Source organism: Variibacter gotjawalensis, assembly GCF_002355335.1.
Lineage (GTDB): Bacteria > Pseudomonadota > Alphaproteobacteria > Rhizobiales > Xanthobacteraceae > Variibacter > Variibacter gotjawalensis.
On record NZ_AP014946.1, the window covers coordinates 2,205,809 to 2,223,732 of the forward strand.

The window sequence follows — 17,924 nt, forward strand, 5'->3', positions numbered from 1 at the left end:
CGGTCCAAAGGCTCATTTGGGCTCTTTTGAGCTTCTCACAACCAGGAGCAAAGGCGTTGGGCGATAATAAGGAACCGCTTCCGCCAACCCTGGAAATCGATCCTTTTCACTACTTGATCCCAGGGGTCCCTCGCAATAGGAACCGCTGAACCCACCCTCCAGTTCGGACTTAGTCACCAAATATGCTGAAGAGGACCATCGTCGGGATTGTACAATACTGTACCCGCGCGCCATGGATAGTGGTCGCGGGATCAATCATTATTGCAATTCTTTCAGGCTATTACACGGCGAATAACTTTTCTATCGATACCGACATCGGGAAGCTGATTTCGCCTACGGTGGATTGGAGAAAGCGCGAAATCGCCTTCGAACAGGCCTATCCGGGCAAAGACAACTCAATTCTCGTGGTAATCGAGGCTTCTACGCCCGAACAGGCGGCGCAGGCGCAGGCGCGGCTCGCGACCGAGCTGGAGAAGAATAAGGACCTCTTTCCTGGCGTCGTGCGGTCGGGAGCTGGTCAGTTCTTCGAGCAGAATGGGCTTTTGTTCCTTCCGCAAGAAGAAGTGGAAAAGACGACCGGGGGCCTCGCTCAAGCCGACCAACTCGTCGGCGTTCTGGCCGCGGACCCCAGTTTGCGAGGCCTGACCGACGCGCTTCGATTCGCTCTCGCCGGCGTCCAGCGCGGCGCCACCACCCTCGATCAACTCGCCCCCACCATGAATGCGGCCGCCGAAACGGTCGAAAAAGACCTAGCGGGTCAGCCGGCCAGTTTCTCTTGGCATGGCCTCCTGCGCGGAAAGTTGGAGCCGGGCGATCTCCGCCGGTTCATCCAGGTTCAGGCAAAGCTCGACTTCTCCGCTCTGGAGCCGGGTAAGGACGCCTCCGACGCAATCCGTAAGGCTGCGCGCGACCTCAACCTCGCCGAGACGCTGAACGCGCGCGTCCGCCTCACCGGTGCAGTGCCCATCGCCGACGAAGAATTCGCCACCGTGCAGGAAGGCTTCCTCTTCCATACGGTCGGCATGGTGTTCTTCGTCCTGTTGATCCTCTGGCTGGCCCTCCACTCGGGCAAGCTTATCTTCGCCGTCCTCATCAACATGTTCCTCGGCCTCGCCATCACGGCGGCGCTTGGGCTCCTGATGGTCGGATCGCTGAACTTGATCTCGATCGCTTTCGCGGTGCTGTTCGTCGGCCTCGGCGTCGACTTCGGCATTCAGTTCGCGGTCCGCTATCGCGCGGCGCGCTTTGCCAGCGACGACTTGCGGGAAGCGCTGGCAGAGACGGCACGCTCGATCGGTTCGCCATTGACCCTCGCGGCTGCAGCTGTTGCCGCAGGCTTCTTGTCGTTCCTGCCGACCGCCTATAGCGGCGTTTCCGAACTCGGTCAGATCGCCGGCGTAGGCATGCTGATCGCGTTCTTGACGAGCGTGACGTTCCTGCCGGCGCTGCTGACGCTGCTCAATCCGGCCGGCGAACCGGCCGAGGTCGGCTATAAGGCGCTGGCTCCAGTCGATCATTTCCTCGAGCGGCACCGCATCGGGGTGCTCGCCGGCACCGCGCTCTGCGCCATCGGTGGTCTGCCGCTGTTGTTCTACCTGACTTTCGACTTCAACCCGATCAACCTGCGCAGTCCGAAGGTGGAGTCGATCGCGACCTTCCTCGATCTGCGCAAGGACCCGAATATCGGCGCCAACGCGATCAACGTCTTGCTGCCGTCGCAGGCGGAAGCCGAGAAAGTTGCCGAGGGCCTCGGCAAGCTTCCCGAGGTCGAGCGCGCGATGACGGTCGCGAACTTCGTGCCGGAGGATCAAGAGCCGAAGCTCAAGGCGATCCGCGCGCTCGCCGAGAAGCTCGAGCCGGCGCTCAACCCGGACAATCCGGAGCCCCCGCCGACCGACGCCGAGAACGTCGAGTCCCTCAACGACACCGCCACGGCGCTCGAGAAAGCCGCCGAAGCCGGCAAGGGGATTGGCGCGGATGCGGCCAAACGATTGGCCGCCGCGCTGAAAAAAGTGGCCGCCAGTCCCGAGCCAATGCGTGCGTCAGTGACCGCGTCATTCATCCCCCCTCTGCAAACTGTCCTCGGCGAATTACGCAATTATCTCAAAGCCGAACCGGTAACTCTTGAATCACTTCCTCAGGAGTTGAAATCCGACTGGATCACCAAAGATGGTCGCGCCCGCGCCGAGGCGATCCCCAAAGGCGACCCGAACGACAACGACGTTTTGCGGGCTTTCGCGCGCTCGGTCGTGAAGGCTTATCCGAACGCGATCGGTGGCCCGATCTCGATTCTCGAGTCCGGCAATACGATCGTGAACGCGTTCATCCAGGCCGGGATCTGGGCGCTGCTCTCGATTGCGATTCTGCTCTGGATCGTGCTGCGCCGGATCAGCGACGTGCTGCTGACGTTGGTCCCGCTGCTCGTCGCGGGCGTGCTGACGCTCGAAATCTGCGTGTTGATAGGGATGCCGCTCAACTTCGCGAACATCATCGCGTTGCCGCTGCTGCTCGGTGTCGGCGTCGCGTTCAAGATCTACTACATCATGGCGTGGCGCGCCGGGCAGGGGAACCTGCTGCAGTCGAGCCTGACCCGCGCCGTGATTTGGAGTGCGCTCGCCAGCATGGTGGCCTTCGGCAGCCTCTGGCTGTCCAGCCATCCGGGCACGTCGAGCATGGGCAAGTTGCTCGCGCTCTCGCTTGCCACGACGCTCTGCGCCGCAGTGCTGTTCCAGCCGGCCCTGATGGGCAAGCCGCGCGAGGTCGAAAAAGACGGCACGAGCATCTAGCTCCCATCGTCACCGCCCAAACAGAAACGCCGCCCCGGAGGGCGGCGTTTTTCGTTTCAGTTTGCCGAGGCGATCAGGTGCCGACCGCGGAGCAGACGCTCTTCTGCGCCGGTGCCGCCGCGGCAGTTGTCTTCGGAGCCGGGGAACCCGGGGGCGGTGCGGCGCGGCCTGTGGTCTCGGCCTTCACGCGCGTCCACTTCTCGCCGCCGCAGAGGAAGCCCATCACGCAACCACGGACGTTGAGCAGGTCCGGATTGTCCAACGAGATGCTGGCCGTGTAGGTCTTGCCGTTCTCGGCGTTGTAGATTTGGCCTTCCCATTTATTGGGATCGGAAGGCTTCATACCAAGGATGATCGGCATGCCGAGAGTCGGCCGCGTCCGCTTGGCAGCGTCCGGATTTTCCTTGTCGACCCCGGGTTCCTTTTCCCACGAGATCACGCCCCAATAGGCGCCTTTACAGTTCTCGATCTTGATCTTGGCCACCTTGTCGGCAACCAGCCATTCACCGGTCGGGTCGGCCGCGGCCGCAATTCCTGTCGTGAGGCAGAGGGCCGCAAGGGCACCCGCAATACGTCGCATCACTGTTATTCCCTGTTTTTTGACCGCCCGGCACCATACAACCGTCTAAGAAACCCGTCACCATCTTCGTACTAAATTGGTTGCGGGCGGGCAGTGTTCTGCTTACGTCACGCTAAACAAGTCATGCAAACTGGACAAAACATGGGCGCAAATCCGGCCGATACGATCGACGCGGCCACACTTTTCGCGGCGAACGAAGCGGAACGCTACAATCTGCACACGCGCCATCTTAACGAGCAGATGGTCCGTGTCCTTAAAACTATCGGATATGACGTTGGTTTCACAAAGGGGCAGGGCCAATACCTTTATGACCGGAACGGCGAGAAGTATCTCGACCTTCTGAGCGGCTTTGGCGTGTTCGCGCTCGGCCGCAACCATCCGGACATTCGCGAAGCACTCAAGAGCGTCCTCGACAGCGATCTTCCGAATCTCGTCCAGATGGATGTCTCGACCCTCGCCGGCATCCTGGCGAAGAAGTTGCTCGAAAATGTCCCAAGCATGGAGAAGGTGTTTTTCGCCAACTCTGGGGCCGAAGCTGTCGAAGCCGCGATCAAGTTTGCCCGCGCGGCGACCGGCAAGCAGACCATCGTTTTTTGCGATCACGCTTTCCATGGCCTGACCCACGGCGCGCTCTCGCTGAACGGCGACGCCATCTTCCGCACCGGCTTCGAGCCGCTGCTCGGCGGCTGCATCAAGGTTCCGTTCGACGACCTCGCGGCGCTGGAGCAAGCGCTGGCGACCAAGCAGGTCGGTGCCTTCATCGTCGAGCCCGTTCAGGGCAAAGGCGTCAACGTCCCGTCCGATGGCTATCTGAAGGCGGCGGCCGATCTCTGCCGTAAGCACGGCGCGCTGTTCATCGCCGACGAGATCCAGACCGGCCTCGGCCGCACGGGCAAGTTCCTGGCGATCGAGCACTGGGGTGTCGAGCCCGACATGGTGCTCCTCGCAAAGTCGCTTTCGGGCGGTCACGTTCCGGTCGGCGCGGTGCTGACGCGCAAGTGGATTTTCGACAAGCTTTTCGATCGCATGGACCGCGCCGTTGTCCACGGCTCGACGTTCGCGAAGAACGATCTCGCGATGGCGGCGGGCATCGCGACACTCGACGTAATGAAGCGCGAAAACGTCGTCGAGAACGCCGCCCGCATGGGCGATCGCATCCTCAGCGATATTCGCGCGCTGATCCCCAAATGGGAGATGCTCAAAGAGGTGCGCGGCAAGGGCTTGATGATCGGCATCGAATTCGGCCCGCCGAAATCGCTGTCGCTCAGGCCGGGCTGGCACATGATGGAGGCGGCGAACAAAGGCTTGTTCTGCCAGCTCATCACGATCCCGCTTTTCAAGGAGCATCACATACTCAGCCAGGTCGCCGGGCACGGCATGCAGGTCGTGAAATTCTTGCCGCCACTGATCGTCAACGAAGATGACTGCAAGTGGATCGCAAAATCGCTCGATCAAGTGATTGGCGAGAGCCACAGCGCCGGCGCGTTCTTCTCGCTCGGTAAGACGCTGGCTGGTCATGCCTTAAAGGCGCGCTCGTCGGCCGCATGATCGGCGTCGGAATTCTCGGCGCTGGCTTCTTCGGTGAGTTTCACGCCCGGGCGGTTCGCGCCGTCGATGGCGTCGAAGTCCGCGCTGTCTGCGCCAACCCGATGGCGGAGGCCGAAGTCTTCGCGAAGCAATACGGCGGCACAGCTTACGACGATTGGCGCGAGCTGATCGCCGATTCGTCGGTTGATGCCGTTGTCGTCGCGACGCCGCATCATCTGCATGCGCCGATGGTGATCGCAGCGCTCGAGGCCGGCAAGCACGTGCTAGTCGAAAAGCCGATGGCACTGAGCGTCGCCGAATGCGACGCGGTCATCGCAGTGTCTCGCAAGGCGAACACGACGCTGATGGTCGGGCACATTCTGCATTTCGCCAAGCCGTGCTTGGTCGCGCAAGACATTCTCGCGCGCGGCGAACTCGGTCGTCCGCTCGCCGCATCGAGCTCTCTCGTCAAATTCTGGATGGAGGAGAACCGGCGCGGCTGGCATCTCGATCCGGCGACCGGCGGCGGCATGCTGATGACGGCCGGCATCCACGCGCTCGACGCGCTGCTGTGGTTCATGGGCGGCGAGGTGAAACAGATATCTGCAGCTGGCGGCGCGCTCTTCCACGAACAAAAGGCCGACGATAGCCTCATGCTGCTCGTTCGCTTCGACGACAACCGCATTGGTCAAGTCGCCAGCGTTGCGTATCGCGATGGCGCCGGCAGCTACGGCATCGACCTCATCTGCGAGCGCGGCGCGCTCCGCGTCGACTTCAACACAGGCGTTTCGATCGGGCACGACAACATCTGGACGCCGGTTCCAGACTCAGCGGAGCCCGACTGGATGCAGCGCGCAGTCGAGGGTGAGTGGCAAGCGATGGTCACTTGCATTCGCGACAGCGCCCCGCCGGTGGTCGACGGCGCCTACGGTCGGAAGGTGATATCCTGCATCGCGGCGGCTCTCACATCCGCGCGCGAGAGCCGCGAAGTTGTCCCGCAATAGTTACGCGGTCCTCGGCGAGAGGCGCGGCAAACCGGGCCGCGTCAGCAACCACACCGAGATCGTGAGGTTGAGCGCGTTCCACGCGATACCGTTGACGAACGCCATATGGTACGAGCCGGTCCAGTCATAGATTGCGCCGGACAGCCAACCGCCGAGCGCCATTCCGATAATCGTTGCCATGATCGCGGTGCCGACGCGCGCACCGGCTTCCTGCGGCGGATAATACTCGCGGACGATCAGCGCATAGCTCGGCACGATGCCACCTTGGAACAGCCCAAACAGCATCGAGACGATGTAGAGTGACACGAGACCGTCGAAGAAGAGATAGAGCACCAGCGCGACCGCCTGCAGAAACGAGCCGAGCAGCAATGTGCGCAAGCCGCCGATCTTGTCCGCGATGAAGCCGGACGCGATGCGGCTGACGATGCCGGCGCCCATCATCAGCGACAGCATCTCGGCGCCGCGCGCGACGCCATAACCGAGGTCCGCGCAATACGCGACGATATGCACCTGCGGCATCGACATAGCGACACAGCAGCCGAGACCCATGATCGCCATCAGCCATTGCAGCGCGTTCGGCGATATTCCGAAAGCCTGCTGCGTTGTCGTCACGACTTGATTGGCGCCTGCATTGTTCGCGGCCGCGCGGCGGCGCAGAAAATACATCAGTGGTGGGACAGCCACGGCGCAGACGACCGCGATGCCTACGATGGTCGCGCGCCACCCGTATTTGTCCATCATGAAGCGTACGATCGGCGGCCACACGGTGCCGGCGAGATAATTGCCGGATGCGCAGATCGACACCGCGACGCCGCGCCGCTTTTTGAACCAAAACGAGATGTCGGCGACCAGCGGGCCGAATCCCGCCGCGCTGCCGAGACCGATGAGGAGATGTGACAGCGCGAAAGGCCACAGGCTCGGCGCGACGCTCGCCGCGAGATAGCCGATCACGATCAGCGTGGTCGCTATCGCCAGCGACGCCACGATGCCGAGCCGATCGACGACGCGTCCGAACAGCACGTTACCGGCCGCAAAGCCGAACATCGTCATCGTGAACGGCAGCGTGGCTTCAGCGCGCGTGATGCCGAAATCGATCTGAACGCGCGGGAGAATGACCAGAACAGCCCACATGCCGACGCCGCTGATCGTGGAAATCAGCACGCCGATGAAGAGGCGAAACCAGGAATAGGAAGAATCGATATCGTCGGGGGGTGAACCCTCGACTTGTGCGGCAGTCATGCTTTGGCGTTTCCCGGCAGGGTTCTTTTCACGTTGCGTAGCATGAACCCGAGGCATCCGCTTATGAATCTTGCGAATGCGAGCCGAGCGTCGGCTTGATCAGTTCTCGCGATTGACCGCGCTTTCATGCCAGCGCCGCAACGCGAAATAAGCGATGGCCGAGGTGATCGCGTAGATCACGACGCCTGAAAATGAGATCAGCACCAGCGCTGCGAACATGCGTGGGATCTTCAGCTGATAGCCGGATTCGAGAATGCGGTAGGCCAAGCCCGACGCGGTGCCGCCGGTGCCGGCAACGAACTCGGCGACCACGGCGCCGATCAGCGCAAGGCCGCCGGAGACCTTCAAGCCGGCCATGAAGTATGGCAGCGCCGCGGGCAGGCGCAGATCGCGCAATGTCTGCCAGCGGCTCGCGCGATAAAGTCGAAAGAGATCCTGCAGATTGTGGTCCGCCGAATTGAGACCGAGGATCGTGTTCGAGAGGATCGGGAAGAACGCGACGATCCACGCGCAGATCAGCAGCGAGAGCGTTACATCGCCGACCCAAATGATGATCAGGGGCGCGATGGCGACGATCGGCGTCACTTGCAGGATCACGGCGTAGGGTAACAGCGAGCGCTCAAGCCATTTCGACTGCGTAAAGACGATCGCAAGTCCAACACCGATCGCAACGGCGGCAATGAGCGCCGCGAGCGTGAGGCGCAACGTGATCCACAGCGAGCCGAATAGCGTCGCGTGATCGTCGATCAGCGTCTGCAGAATGAGAAGGGGGCCCGGCAGAATGTACGAGGGCACGTCGTACATGCGCACGGCCATCTCCCATGCGACCAGCGCACCGATCCCGATCCAGACCGGCGCCATCAGTTCGGCGATGCGCTCTGCGCCCGGACGGCTGTCGCGCGGAGCGATCATGCGTCCATCGCCTGTTTCAGCGCCTGCGACGCGTTGCGGCAAAGCTGCGCGTATTCGGCCGACGTGCGAAAGAGCTCATCGCGCGGGTAGGGCGCCGCATTCGCAAAGTCCGCAACGATGCGGCCCGGCCGCGCCGCCATCATGACGATGCGCTGGGCGAGGTAAACCGATTCGAGTACCGAGTGCGTGACGAAGATCGCCGAGAAACGTTCGCGTTCCCACAGCGCGATGAGATCGTCGTTGAGGCGGTGCCGCGTGATTTCGTCGAGCGCCGCGAAGGGCTCATCCATCAGCAGAATGCGCGGCTTGGTGACGAGCGCGCGTGCGATCGAGACCCGCATCTTCATGCCGCCGGAGAGTTCGCGCGGATAGGCCTTCTCGAAGCCCTCGAGCCCAACGGACTTCAGCATCGCGGCGGCGCGCGGCTCGGCGTCCCGGTCGGCAATCCCCGCGAGCATCAGCGGCAGCATCACGTTGCGCAACGTAGAAGCCCACGGCATAAGCGTCGGCTCCTGAAAGACGAAGCCAAGCGCAACGCCCGCGCCGCCGCTGTGCGCCACGCGCCGGAATGTGCCGCCCGTCGGCGGCGTCAGCTCCGCGATGATGCGCAGCAACGTCGATTTCCCGCAGCCCGACGGCCCGAGTAGGCTGACGAATTGCCCCTCCGGCACGTCAAAGTCGATCGCTTTCAGCGCGAGCGTTCCGTTGGGAAACCGCTTCGAGACTTTGCGAACCGAGATGACGGCGCCGCCGTCCGAGATGGCGGCTTCCGTCATGCTCACGCGCCGATGCCCTTGTTGACGAAATCGAGGCTATAGGCCTTCTTGAAATCGATACCGGCTGGAAACCGCCCGGCATCGCGCATCGTCTCATAGAAGAGTTGCCAGCGCGCCTCCGTCATAGCGCCGATGCCGAGCTTGAGCGCATCGCCCGAGCGCACAATGCCGAACTCGTTCATCACTTTGAGCGCGTAGCTAAGCTTCTCGTCGTCCATTTCCGGGTTGGCTTTCTTGATCATCGCATTCGCCGCCGCGATGGCTTCGCCGCCCTTCATGTATTCGGCCCAGCCTTCCAGGGTCGCGGTGACGAAGCGCTGCACGAGGTCCTTTTTGTCGCCCGCCATCTTGCGCGAGAGGTTGATCGTCTCGCCGTAAGCCGGAAACCCAGAGTCAGCGAGGAGATGCACCACGGGCTCGACGCCCGCCTTGCGGATCGCGAACGGTTCGGACGAAAGATAGCCTTGCTGCGACGTCCGCTTGTCGGCAAGAAACGGCGCGGGGTTGAACGCGTAAGGCCGTATCTGATCGTCCGTGTAGCCGAACTTCGATTTCAGGAACGGCCAGAAGCTGTTGTGAGAAGCCGCGCCGATCAGGATCGGCTTGCTTTTCAGCGCGGCAAGCGTGTCGTTGCCGACACCGGGATGCGAGATGATGACCTGCGGGTCTTTCTGAAAGATCGCCGCAATGACGATCAGCGGGAGGTTCTCGCGCACATAATTGATGCCCTCGAACGAGTTCGACATGATCATGTCGACGCGTCCGCCGAGCAATATTTGCGATGGATTAATCTGCGGCCCGCCCATGCGCAGGTCGCAGTCGATCCCGTACTTCCGATAGATGCCGTTGGCGACAGCGAGATAGTAGCCGCCGTGCTCGCCTTGCGCGCGCCAGTCGGTCTGAAAGCTCACCTTGTCGAGGTTATGCGCGGAAACGCGCGCGCCCGGCACAGCGACGAGCGCGGCGCTGCCCGCGAGCAGTGTGCGGCGGTTAAGTATGTACTTGGCCATCCGAAATCCCTTGTGCCCTGACTATAGCAAGCGTCCGGCCGACCGTGTAGATGAGGTTTGGAGAGGTGCACGCGTGCGCAAGTTGTTCTGGGGTGATCTAACGACCGAGGATTTCGCCGGGCTCGATCCCGAAGCGACTATCGCCGTGTTACCGGTCGCCGCCATCGAGCAGCACGGCCCGCATTTGCCCGTTTCCACCGACACGGTGATCGCGGATGGCATGATCGCCGAAGTCGCAAAGCGGCTCCCAGACGATATCTCGGCACTGATTTTGCCGACGCAGAACATCGGAAAGTCCAACGAGCACATTTCTTTCGCCGGCACTGTCACGCTTTCCGCCGAGGCGGCTATCCGCGTTTGGACCGAGATCGGCGAGGCCGTGAATCGCGCCGGGCTGCGCAAGCTCGTGATCGTCAATTCGCACGGGGGCAATGTCGAGGTAATGGGCATCGTCACCCGCGAACTGCGCGTACGCTTCGAAATACTTGCGGTGTCGTGCTCGTGGAGTCGCCTCGGGTATCCCGACGGCCTCTACACGGACGAGGAGCGTGCAGTCGGCATTCACGCGGGCGATATCGAGACATCGCTGATGCTGCATTTCCGGCCAGACCTCGCGCGCATGGAGCGCGCCGAGAATTTTGTGCCGGCGACGATCGCGATCGCCAAGGAGTTCGAAATCCTGCGGCCGACCGGCTACACGCCGTTCGCCTGGCTCGCCGAAGATCTTCATCCGAAAGGCGCACTTGGCGACGCCACGCGCGCGACCGCCGAGAAGGGGCGGCTCACCGCTGAGCATCAAGCGGAAGCGTTCATCCGCTTGCTGCGTGACATGCAGCGATTTCGCCTCAGCCGTCTGGTTTAATCTTTCGCGCCGAGGCTCTCATTCATCTTGCCGAGCAAGCCGAGCAACATCAGCCGCTCCGGCGCCGAGAGGGCACCCATGATCTCGCGATTGAACCCTTCGACATCGGGCAGCACGCTCTCGATCAGGCGATGACCCTTAACCGTGAGATCGAGTGTCACCGAGCGAGCATCATCCTCGGCAGTGCGGCGCACGATCAAGCCCTCGCGCTCGAGGCTCTGCACGAGCTTCGTCATGTTCGAGCGCTTGATCATCATGGCGCTGGCGAGCGCGCCTTGCCGCACACCAGGGTTTTCGCGGATGGCCGCGAGCGCCGAGAACTCGCCGGTCGTCGGTCCGGATTTGCCGAAACGCTCGTAGTAGGCCTGAAAGATCTGCACCTGCACGACCCGAACCATGAAGCCGACGGTGTTGCCGAGCACATCCATCTTCAGCCACTCGCCATCTTCGCGCGCCGCAATGTTTTTTGCTGCCGTGCTCATGGGCGGAGGACATCCGGATGGTTGCCCGCATAAAGCCGCGCGAGGAGATCGTCACGATGTTCCAGCACCGCATGCATGTTGAGCGATCCTTTATCCGTCATCTCACCGCGATCGAGCGAGGGCGGTTCCTCCATGATCATCGCACGCGCGATTCGCTCCGAGCTTCCCGAAAAGCCTTCGTTCATTGTGCGTAGAGCGGTCAGCACGGCCGGCGCGTAGGTCTCGTCGCGTTTCGCGGCGAGCGAGGGAAAGATAAAAAGGCCGAGATCGTCGCGATCCGGCGCCGTGACGATGACGTCCGAGATCAATGGGCCGAGCGCCGCGAGGGCACGTGCGCGCACGCCGCCGGTATGCACCCATGTCCCGGTCGTCAGCTTGAAATCTTCGGTAACGCGGCCATTGAAGCGCACGCCGCGCCCCGGATCTTTCGGCTCGACCAGCGTCAGCGCATCACCGGTGCGGAAGAAGCCGTCCTCATCGAACGCGCTTGCGGTGGCTTTCTCATTGCGCCAATAGCCCGGTGTGATGTTTGGCCCTTTCGCGCGCGCTTCGAGCTTCGGCCCGTTCGGCACGAGCTTGAGCTCGACGCCAGGCAGGGGAATGCCGATGTTGCCGCTCTCGCCGCCGTGGCGATGCAGCACCGTGATCGTCGGCGAAGTCTCGGTCAGTCCCCATGCGGTGAGCATGCTCGCTGGGGTGTCGCTCTCGGACTCCGCAAGCGCACCGAGCGTCGTCCAGAGGTGTTCGGGCAATGACGCCGCCGCGTAGAAGATGACGTCGAGTTCGGCGAAGAAGCGTTTGCGTAGCGCTTCGTCGCTTTTCAGCGCGTGCGCAAGCAAGTCGTATGCGCGCGGGACGTTGAAGTAGGCGGTTGGCGAAACCTCGGCGAGATTGCGCAGCGTTTTCGGAAACTCGGCCGGCATCGGCTTGCCGTCGTCGATGTACAGCGTGCCGCCGCCGCGCAAAATTTGCCCCATATTGTGATTGCCGCCGAAGACGTGGCTCCACGGTAGCCAGTCGACGAACACTTGCGGCCGGTCGAGAAACGGCCACGCCTGGGGCGACATCTCGGCATTCGACGTCAGCATGCGATGCGTTGTGATGACGCCCTTCGGCGTTCCGGTCGAACCCGACGTGAACAGAAACTTCGCAATCGTGTCCGCTCCGACTGTCGCGCGCGCTGCATCGAGTGCGCTCGCCGAACCACCCTTGAGCAATGCGGAGAACGGCGTCGCATTCGGCAATGCCGGGCAGGGCGTTCCGACAACGATCTCACGACCGCGCATGGCGTCGAGCATCAGCGGCTTTTCGAACACCGCGCCGTTCGCCGCGTAGATCATGCCGGGATCGAGCAGATCGATGATGCCTTTGAGCTTGCCGTGATCCTGGCTGACTAGCGAGTAGGCGACCGAGATCGGTGCCGTCGGCACGCCTGCGACATAACCGGCGAGCGTCAGGAGCTGGTGATCAATCGTATTACCGGAGAGGATGACGATCGGCCGCTCCGCCGAGAGGCCGCGATCCGCAATCGCTGCGGCAAGCGCCAGCACTTTTTCGCCTGCCTCGCCATATGTGATCGAGGCCCAACCGTCCTGTCCAGGCCGCCGCTCGGCGAGGAACATGCGCTCCGGCGCTTCCGTCACCCAGCGGAAGAGATGTTCGTGCATGGCTGCGGGATAAGGACGCAGCGCTTCGACGGCGCGGAGCACGAAGGAGCCGCCCGCCCGTTCGTCGCGGACGATCTGCAGCGGACGAAAGCGCGCCTCGATCGCATTCAGGGAACGGGCCGCATGCGCTGCCATCTCGTTTCCTCCCGATTGTTATATTTGATAACTATCTGGACAAATTCTGCAGCCTCGTGTCAAGCTCCGGGCTCAGTCGGAATCCGCCCGTGAGAGGCGGTGACGATCGGGAGGAGAACATGCACCGCATTCTTCGTGCAATCACGACTGCTGCCTTCGCGTTGACGCCGTCGCTCGCGTTCGCTCAAGGCGCGCCCATCAAGCTCGGCGTGCTCAACGATCAGTCCGGCGTCTTTGCGGATTATCAAGGCATAGGCTCAGTCATCGCGGCGCAAATGGCTGTCGAGGATTTCGGTGGCAAAGTGCGCGGCCGCACGGTCGAAGTGATTTCGGCCGACCATCAGAACAAGCCTGACATTGGCCTCGCCATCGCGCGCCGCTGGTTCGATCAGGAGAACGTCGCGGCCGTCTTCGATCTGCCGAATTCCGCCATCGCACTCGGCGTCAACAAGATGGCGGCGGAACGCAACAAGGTGTTCGTCGGCTCCGGTGCCGGCACTGTGCAGCTCACGGGCCCGGAATGCACCGCGAATTTCGTCCACTGGACCTACGACACATATGCGTATGGTCACGGGATCGGTCGTGCCGTCTATGAGCGCGGCGGCAAGAAATGGTTCTTCATCACGGCCGACTATGCTTTCGGTCATGACCTCGAGCTGCAAGCGACCGAAGAGGTGAAGAAACTCGGCGGGCAAGTGCTCGGCGCCGTGCGCCATCCGCTCGGCAACAACGATTACTCGTCGTATCTCTTGCAGGCGCAGGCGTCGGGCGCGGACGTCGTCGGCATCGCGAATGCGGGCGGCGACACCGTCAACACGATCAAGCAGGCGGCCGAATTCGGCCTGACGAAAAAGCAGAAGCTTGTCGGCGTCATCCTCGGCATGAACAACATTCCGGGCATCGGCCTCGAAGCCGCGCAGGGCTCCTACATGATGGTGCCCTTCTACTGGGACATGAATGACGGCACGCGTGCATGGTCGAAGAAATTCCAAGAACGCCATCCGAACAAGAATATGCCCAACGATATGCAGGCCGGCGTCTATGCGTCCGTGCTGCACTATCTCAAGGCCATCGATGCCGGCGCCGATCCGGCTGACGGAAAAGCCATCGTCGCCAAAATGAAGGAATTGCCGACCGACGATTCGCTGTTCGGCAAAGGTACGATCCGGGCGGACGGCCGCAAGATTCATCCGATGTATCTGCTCGAAGTGAAGGCTCCGTCCGAGTCATCCGGCAAGTGGGATTACCTCAAGGTCGTCGCCAGCGTGCCGGGCGAGCAGGCTTTCCGTTCGCTGGCGGACGGTAAGTGTCCGCTGGCCGTGAAGTAGCAGCCATTCGCGGAGACGGGTTGCGCTAACATCGCATCGGTTTAATGATGCGATGTCGGCGCCCCGAGAACGCATCTAATAATCAACACGGGCGCCCGAGGAGGAACCCGTGTTTCGTCGTGACTTTCTAGCTGGATCTGCGGCCGCTCTCACGCTCGCTGCGAGCAAGCCCGCATACGCGCAGGAATATCCGACAAAGCTCATTCGCTTCCTGGTCGGATTTCCGCCTGGCGGATCGGCGGACCTCACAATGCGTCAATATGCGCATCGGTTGGGACCGGCGCTCGGCACAACGAAAACCGTTATCGAAAATCTTCCCGGCGCATCGTCGACGATCGCAGCAATTCAGACGCTGCGTTCCGATCCGGATGGGCATGCGCTCTATCTCGGCTCCAACGTCGCGCAGGTGCTCGCGCCGTTCATGCTGAAGCTCAGCTACGATCCGCTCACCGCGTTGATTCCGATCACGCAGCTCACCACTAACGCTTCGCTCGTCGCCGTCTCGGCGCAATACGGCGTGAAGAACTGGGCCGAATTTCTCGCCAAGGCGAAGGGCGAGAAGGATGGCGTCTTCTACGGGACGTCGAACGCCGGATTCCAACTTCCTGGCGTACAGATGGCGAAGCTCGCCGGCATCAAGCTCGTCAACGTTCCGTTCAAGGGCGGCGCCGAGACGGTAACGGCCGTGCTCAGCGGCAATATCCCGATGATCATCGGGACACCGCCGTCGATCCTTCCGCACGTGAAGGCGGGCACGATTATCCCGCTCTGCGTGACCACTCCCGAACGTTCGTCGGTGATGCCGGATGTTCCGGGCGCCAACGAAGTCGGCTTAAAGGGACTCGATTCGAGTTCGTGGTTCGGCCTTTACGCGCCTGCGAAAACGCCGGACGCCATCATCCGCAAATTGCACGCGACCATTCAGCCGCTGATGAAGGACGAGAGCCTGCGCAATGCGCTCGCGGTCGAAGGCATGGAAGTGAAGGGGTCCGCGAGCCCGGAAGCCTTCGCGGCCTTCCAAAAAGAAGATTACGACAAGAACGCCGAGCTCATAAAAGAAGCCGGTTTGGCAGTGAAGTAGACGGCGCGGACACGGTCGCTTTTCGTTGACTTGAACGTCCGCATCGCGGACGTTTCGGCCATGACATTCGTCAAAGTTATTTCCCTCGCGCTCGCGGCCTCGACATTTTCGCTTGCCCCCGCTTTCGCTGCCGACGGTCTCGACGGCGCCGGCATGTCGGTCTGGTGGGCGCTGCCGTTTCTCGGGCTGCTTCTGTCGATTGCGACGGGGCCGCTCTTCTATCCGCACGTCTGGGAGCATCACTACGGCAAGTTCTCGGCCTTCTGGGCTGCGTGCGTGATCGTGCCGCTCGTGCTCATCGCGGGTGCGACCAACGCATCGCATGCCGTCGCGCATACGGTGCTGCTCGAATACGTTCCGTTCATCCTGCTGCTGACCGCGCTGTTCGTCACCGCTGGCGGCATCTTCGTGCAGGGCAATTTGCACGGCACGCCGGCGACCAACACGGCGCTGCTCGCGATCGGCGCCGGCATGGCGAGCGTCGTCGGAACGACCGGTGCTTCCATCATCATGATCCGCCCGCTGCTACGCGCGAACGACGATCGTGTCTATCGCGTACACACGGTCGTGTTCTTCATCTTCCTCGTCTCGAATGTCGGCGGCTCGCTCACACCGCTCGGTGATCCGCCGCTCTTCGTCGGCTTCCTCAAAGGCGTCGATTTCTTTTGGACGACGACGCATCTGGCGCTGCCGATGCTCCTTGTCGGCGGAATCGTGCTCGCGGTCTTCGTCGTGTTCGACACGGTGCTGTATCGCCGCGAAGCCGCGATGCGGCACCCGAAAGACCCGACACCTGATGAGCCGCTGCGCTTGCATGGCCTCATCAATATTCCGCTGCTCGGGGTCATCATTGGCGCGATTCTGCTGAGCGCCAGTTGGAAGCCGGGTGTTTCCGTCACGATCCTCGGTGCGACACTCGAACTGCAGACGATCGTGCGCGATGTCATTTTCATCGTCGTCGCCATCGCTTCCCTATGGCTGACGGATAAGGAATCCCGCACCGCCAACGGCTTCAACTGGCATCCAATCCAAGAGGTCGCACTTCTGTTCGCCGGCATCTTCGTCTGCATCGTGCCGGTGATAGCGATGTTGCAAGCCGGCCGTAACGGAGCCTTCGCGCCGCTCGTCGCGCTTGTCACAAACGCCGATGGTGCGCCGAACAACCTGGCTTACTTCTGGCTCACCGGCATCCTGTCGTCGTTCCTCGACAACGCGCCGACCTATCTCGTGTTCTTCGAGCTTGCGGGAGGCGACGCGAAGCAATTAATGGGGCCATTGGCCACAACACTCGGCGCGATTTCGGCCGGCGCGGTCTTCATGGGCGCCAATAGCTATATCGGCAATGCGCCGAATTTCATGGTCTACGCCATCGCGCGGCAAGGCGGCGTCGCGATGCCTTCGTTCTTTGGCTACACGCTGTGGTCGAGCGCGATCCTATTGCCGACATTCGTTCTGTGCGGGTGGCTGTTCTACCGCTAGCTGCTTCTTCGCCCGCAATTGCCCGACGATACCCGACGGGAAGAAGTAGACGCTGAGGATGAACAGAACGCCGAGCCACAACAGCCAGCGATCCGGATGCAGCGCGGCGGCAAGCACCGGTATATCGACGGTCGCATCGCTCATGATCTTCATCAGATTCTGCAGATAGTTCTGCGCAAGGATGAGCAGCACAGATCCGATCACGGCGCCGTAAAGTGTGCCCATGCCGCCGATCACGATGATCAGCAAGATATCGATCATGATTTCGAGCGACAAAGTCGTCGCCGGGCCGGTGTAACGCAGCCAGACGGCCAGCATCGCGCCCGCAGAGGCGGCGAGCACAGCAGAGAGAACGGTCGAGATCGTGCGATACCGCACGACGGGGTAGCCGATAGCCTCGGCACGGAACGCGTTCTCGCGGATCGCCTGCAACACGCGGCCGAAGGGCGAATTCACCAGTCGCAGCAGCATGAGGAAGATCAGAATCGTAAGCACGAACAGCGCGTAGTAGAGCAAGAGGCGTCCGTTGATCACGACGCCCATCACGCGATCTTGGACGATGCGAAAGCCGGGCGTCAGTTCCCGCGGGATCGTGTAATTGATGCCGTCCTCGCCGCCGGTCAGCCACGATAGCTGCGAGACGAGTACCAGAAATGCGCTCGCCACCGCCAACGTCACCATCGCGAAGAAGATGGCGCGGACACGCAACGAGAACAACGCGATGACGAAGGCGACGACAGCCGCGAGTGCACAGCCCGCGAGTGCGCCGACCAAGATCGACGTGAAGCTCGTTCCCATCTTGGCGAGCGCGATAGCGACGCCGTATGCGCCCATGCCGAAGAACATCGTGTGCGCGAACGAGACGATGCCGGTGTAGCCGAGCAAGAGATCGTAGCTCGCGACCAGCACGATGAAGATCAGGATGCGCGCGGCTGTCTCGAGCGCGCGGGCGCCCGGGAACAGGAACGGCGCGAACGCAAGGCCCAGCGCGATCGCGATGACGATCAGCGAGAGAACGATGCCACCCGGCCGGTCGCGTGAGAGGGGAGCAATCAT

15 protein-coding genes are annotated in these 17,924 nt (G+C 62.0%); 7 read left to right on the top strand and 8 right to left on the bottom strand.

What is annotated here, in order from left to right; all coding sequences use genetic code 11:
* Positions 1 to 182: 182 nt before the first annotated feature.
* Positions 183 to 2,786: a hopanoid transporter HpnN gene (hpnN, locus tag GJW30_RS10735; protein WP_096355140.1), complete on the top strand. Its 2,604-nt coding sequence runs from the start codon at positions 183 to 185 to the stop codon at positions 2,784 to 2,786.
* 73 nt (positions 2,787 to 2,859) lie between these two features.
* Here hpnN and GJW30_RS10740 read toward each other — a convergent pair whose 3' ends face one another.
* Positions 2,860 to 3,366 (bottom strand): DUF2147 domain-containing protein, encoded by a 507-nt coding sequence (locus GJW30_RS10740; protein WP_096355142.1) that lies wholly within the window; start codon positions 3,364 to 3,366, stop codon positions 2,860 to 2,862.
* Positions 3,367 to 3,507: 141 nt separating this feature from the next.
* Here GJW30_RS10740 and GJW30_RS10745 point away from each other — a divergent pair, with 141 nt between their 5' ends.
* Together GJW30_RS10745 and GJW30_RS10750 are read left to right on the top strand one after the other, a co-directional pair.
* Positions 3,508 to 4,914, top strand: coding sequence for an aspartate aminotransferase family protein (locus GJW30_RS10745; protein ID WP_096355144.1), 1,407 nt, complete (start codon positions 3,508 to 3,510; stop codon positions 4,912 to 4,914).
* Positions 4,911 to 5,897: a Gfo/Idh/MocA family protein gene (locus GJW30_RS10750; RefSeq protein ID WP_096355146.1), complete on the top strand. Its 987-nt coding sequence runs from the start codon at positions 4,911 to 4,913 to the stop codon at positions 5,895 to 5,897. The genes GJW30_RS10745 and GJW30_RS10750 overlap by 4 nt, the downstream gene beginning before the upstream one ends.
* On the opposite strand, the gene GJW30_RS10755 is transcribed toward GJW30_RS10750, so the two are convergent.
* From GJW30_RS10755 to GJW30_RS10770, 4 genes are all read right to left on the bottom strand, one after another.
* Positions 5,898 to 7,136 (bottom strand): MFS transporter, encoded by a 1,239-nt coding sequence (locus GJW30_RS10755; RefSeq protein WP_096355148.1) that lies wholly within the window; start codon positions 7,134 to 7,136, stop codon positions 5,898 to 5,900.
* A 99-nt stretch (positions 7,137 to 7,235) separates the two neighbouring features.
* Positions 7,236 to 8,048: an ABC transporter permease gene (locus GJW30_RS10760; RefSeq protein WP_096355150.1), complete on the bottom strand. Its 813-nt coding sequence runs from the start codon at positions 8,046 to 8,048 to the stop codon at positions 7,236 to 7,238.
* Positions 8,045 to 8,824, bottom strand: coding sequence for an ABC transporter ATP-binding protein (locus tag GJW30_RS10765; protein WP_096355152.1), 780 nt, complete (start codon positions 8,822 to 8,824; stop codon positions 8,045 to 8,047). The genes GJW30_RS10760 and GJW30_RS10765 overlap by 4 nt, the downstream gene beginning before the upstream one ends.
* A 2-nt stretch (positions 8,825 to 8,826) precedes the next feature.
* The gene (locus tag GJW30_RS10770) at positions 8,827 to 9,834 is read right to left on the bottom strand and encodes an ABC transporter substrate-binding protein (protein ID WP_096355154.1); all 1,008 of its coding nucleotides are present in this window, start codon (positions 9,832 to 9,834) and stop codon (positions 8,827 to 8,829) included.
* Positions 9,835 to 9,907: 73 nt separating this feature from the next.
* Between GJW30_RS10770 and GJW30_RS10775 the strand changes: the two genes are divergently transcribed.
* Positions 9,908 to 10,696 (top strand): creatininase family protein, encoded by a 789-nt coding sequence (locus tag GJW30_RS10775; RefSeq protein WP_245408726.1) that lies wholly within the window; start codon positions 9,908 to 9,910, stop codon positions 10,694 to 10,696.
* On the opposite strand, the gene GJW30_RS10780 is transcribed toward GJW30_RS10775, so the two are convergent.
* Together GJW30_RS10780 and GJW30_RS10785 are read right to left on the bottom strand one after the other, a co-directional pair.
* The gene (locus GJW30_RS10780; protein ID WP_096355156.1) at positions 10,693 to 11,178 is read right to left on the bottom strand and encodes a MarR family winged helix-turn-helix transcriptional regulator; all 486 of its coding nucleotides are present in this window, start codon (positions 11,176 to 11,178) and stop codon (positions 10,693 to 10,695) included. The genes GJW30_RS10775 and GJW30_RS10780 overlap by 4 nt on opposite strands.
* Entirely contained in the window at positions 11,175 to 12,980 is a 1,806-nt protein-coding gene (locus GJW30_RS10785; RefSeq protein ID WP_096355158.1) for a feruloyl-CoA synthase, read from the bottom strand. The genes GJW30_RS10780 and GJW30_RS10785 overlap by 4 nt, the downstream gene beginning before the upstream one ends.
* Positions 12,981 to 13,099: 119 nt before the next feature.
* Between GJW30_RS10785 and GJW30_RS10790 the strand changes: the two genes are divergently transcribed.
* The 3 genes from GJW30_RS10790 to GJW30_RS10800 all read left to right on the top strand — a co-directional run bounded on the left by GJW30_RS10790 (position 13,100) and on the right by GJW30_RS10800 (position 16,868).
* Positions 13,100 to 14,308, top strand: a complete 1,209-nt coding sequence (locus GJW30_RS10790; protein ID WP_096355160.1) for an ABC transporter substrate-binding protein — start codon at positions 13,100 to 13,102, stop codon at positions 14,306 to 14,308.
* 109 nt (positions 14,309 to 14,417) lie between these two features.
* Entirely contained in the window at positions 14,418 to 15,389 is a 972-nt protein-coding gene (locus GJW30_RS10795) for a Bug family tripartite tricarboxylate transporter substrate binding protein (protein WP_096355162.1), read from the top strand.
* A gap of 60 nt (positions 15,390 to 15,449) precedes the next feature.
* Positions 15,450 to 16,868 carry a sodium:proton antiporter gene (locus tag GJW30_RS10800; RefSeq protein WP_096358779.1) on the top strand — a complete coding sequence of 473 codons (1,419 nt, stop codon included), beginning with the start codon at positions 15,450 to 15,452 and terminating at the stop codon, positions 16,866 to 16,868.
* On the opposite strand, the gene GJW30_RS10805 is transcribed toward GJW30_RS10800, so the two are convergent.
* A complete protein-coding gene (locus tag GJW30_RS10805) occupies positions 16,824 to 17,924 on the bottom strand; it encodes a branched-chain amino acid ABC transporter permease (protein WP_096355164.1) in 1,101 nt (366 codons plus the stop codon). The genes GJW30_RS10800 and GJW30_RS10805 overlap by 45 nt on opposite strands.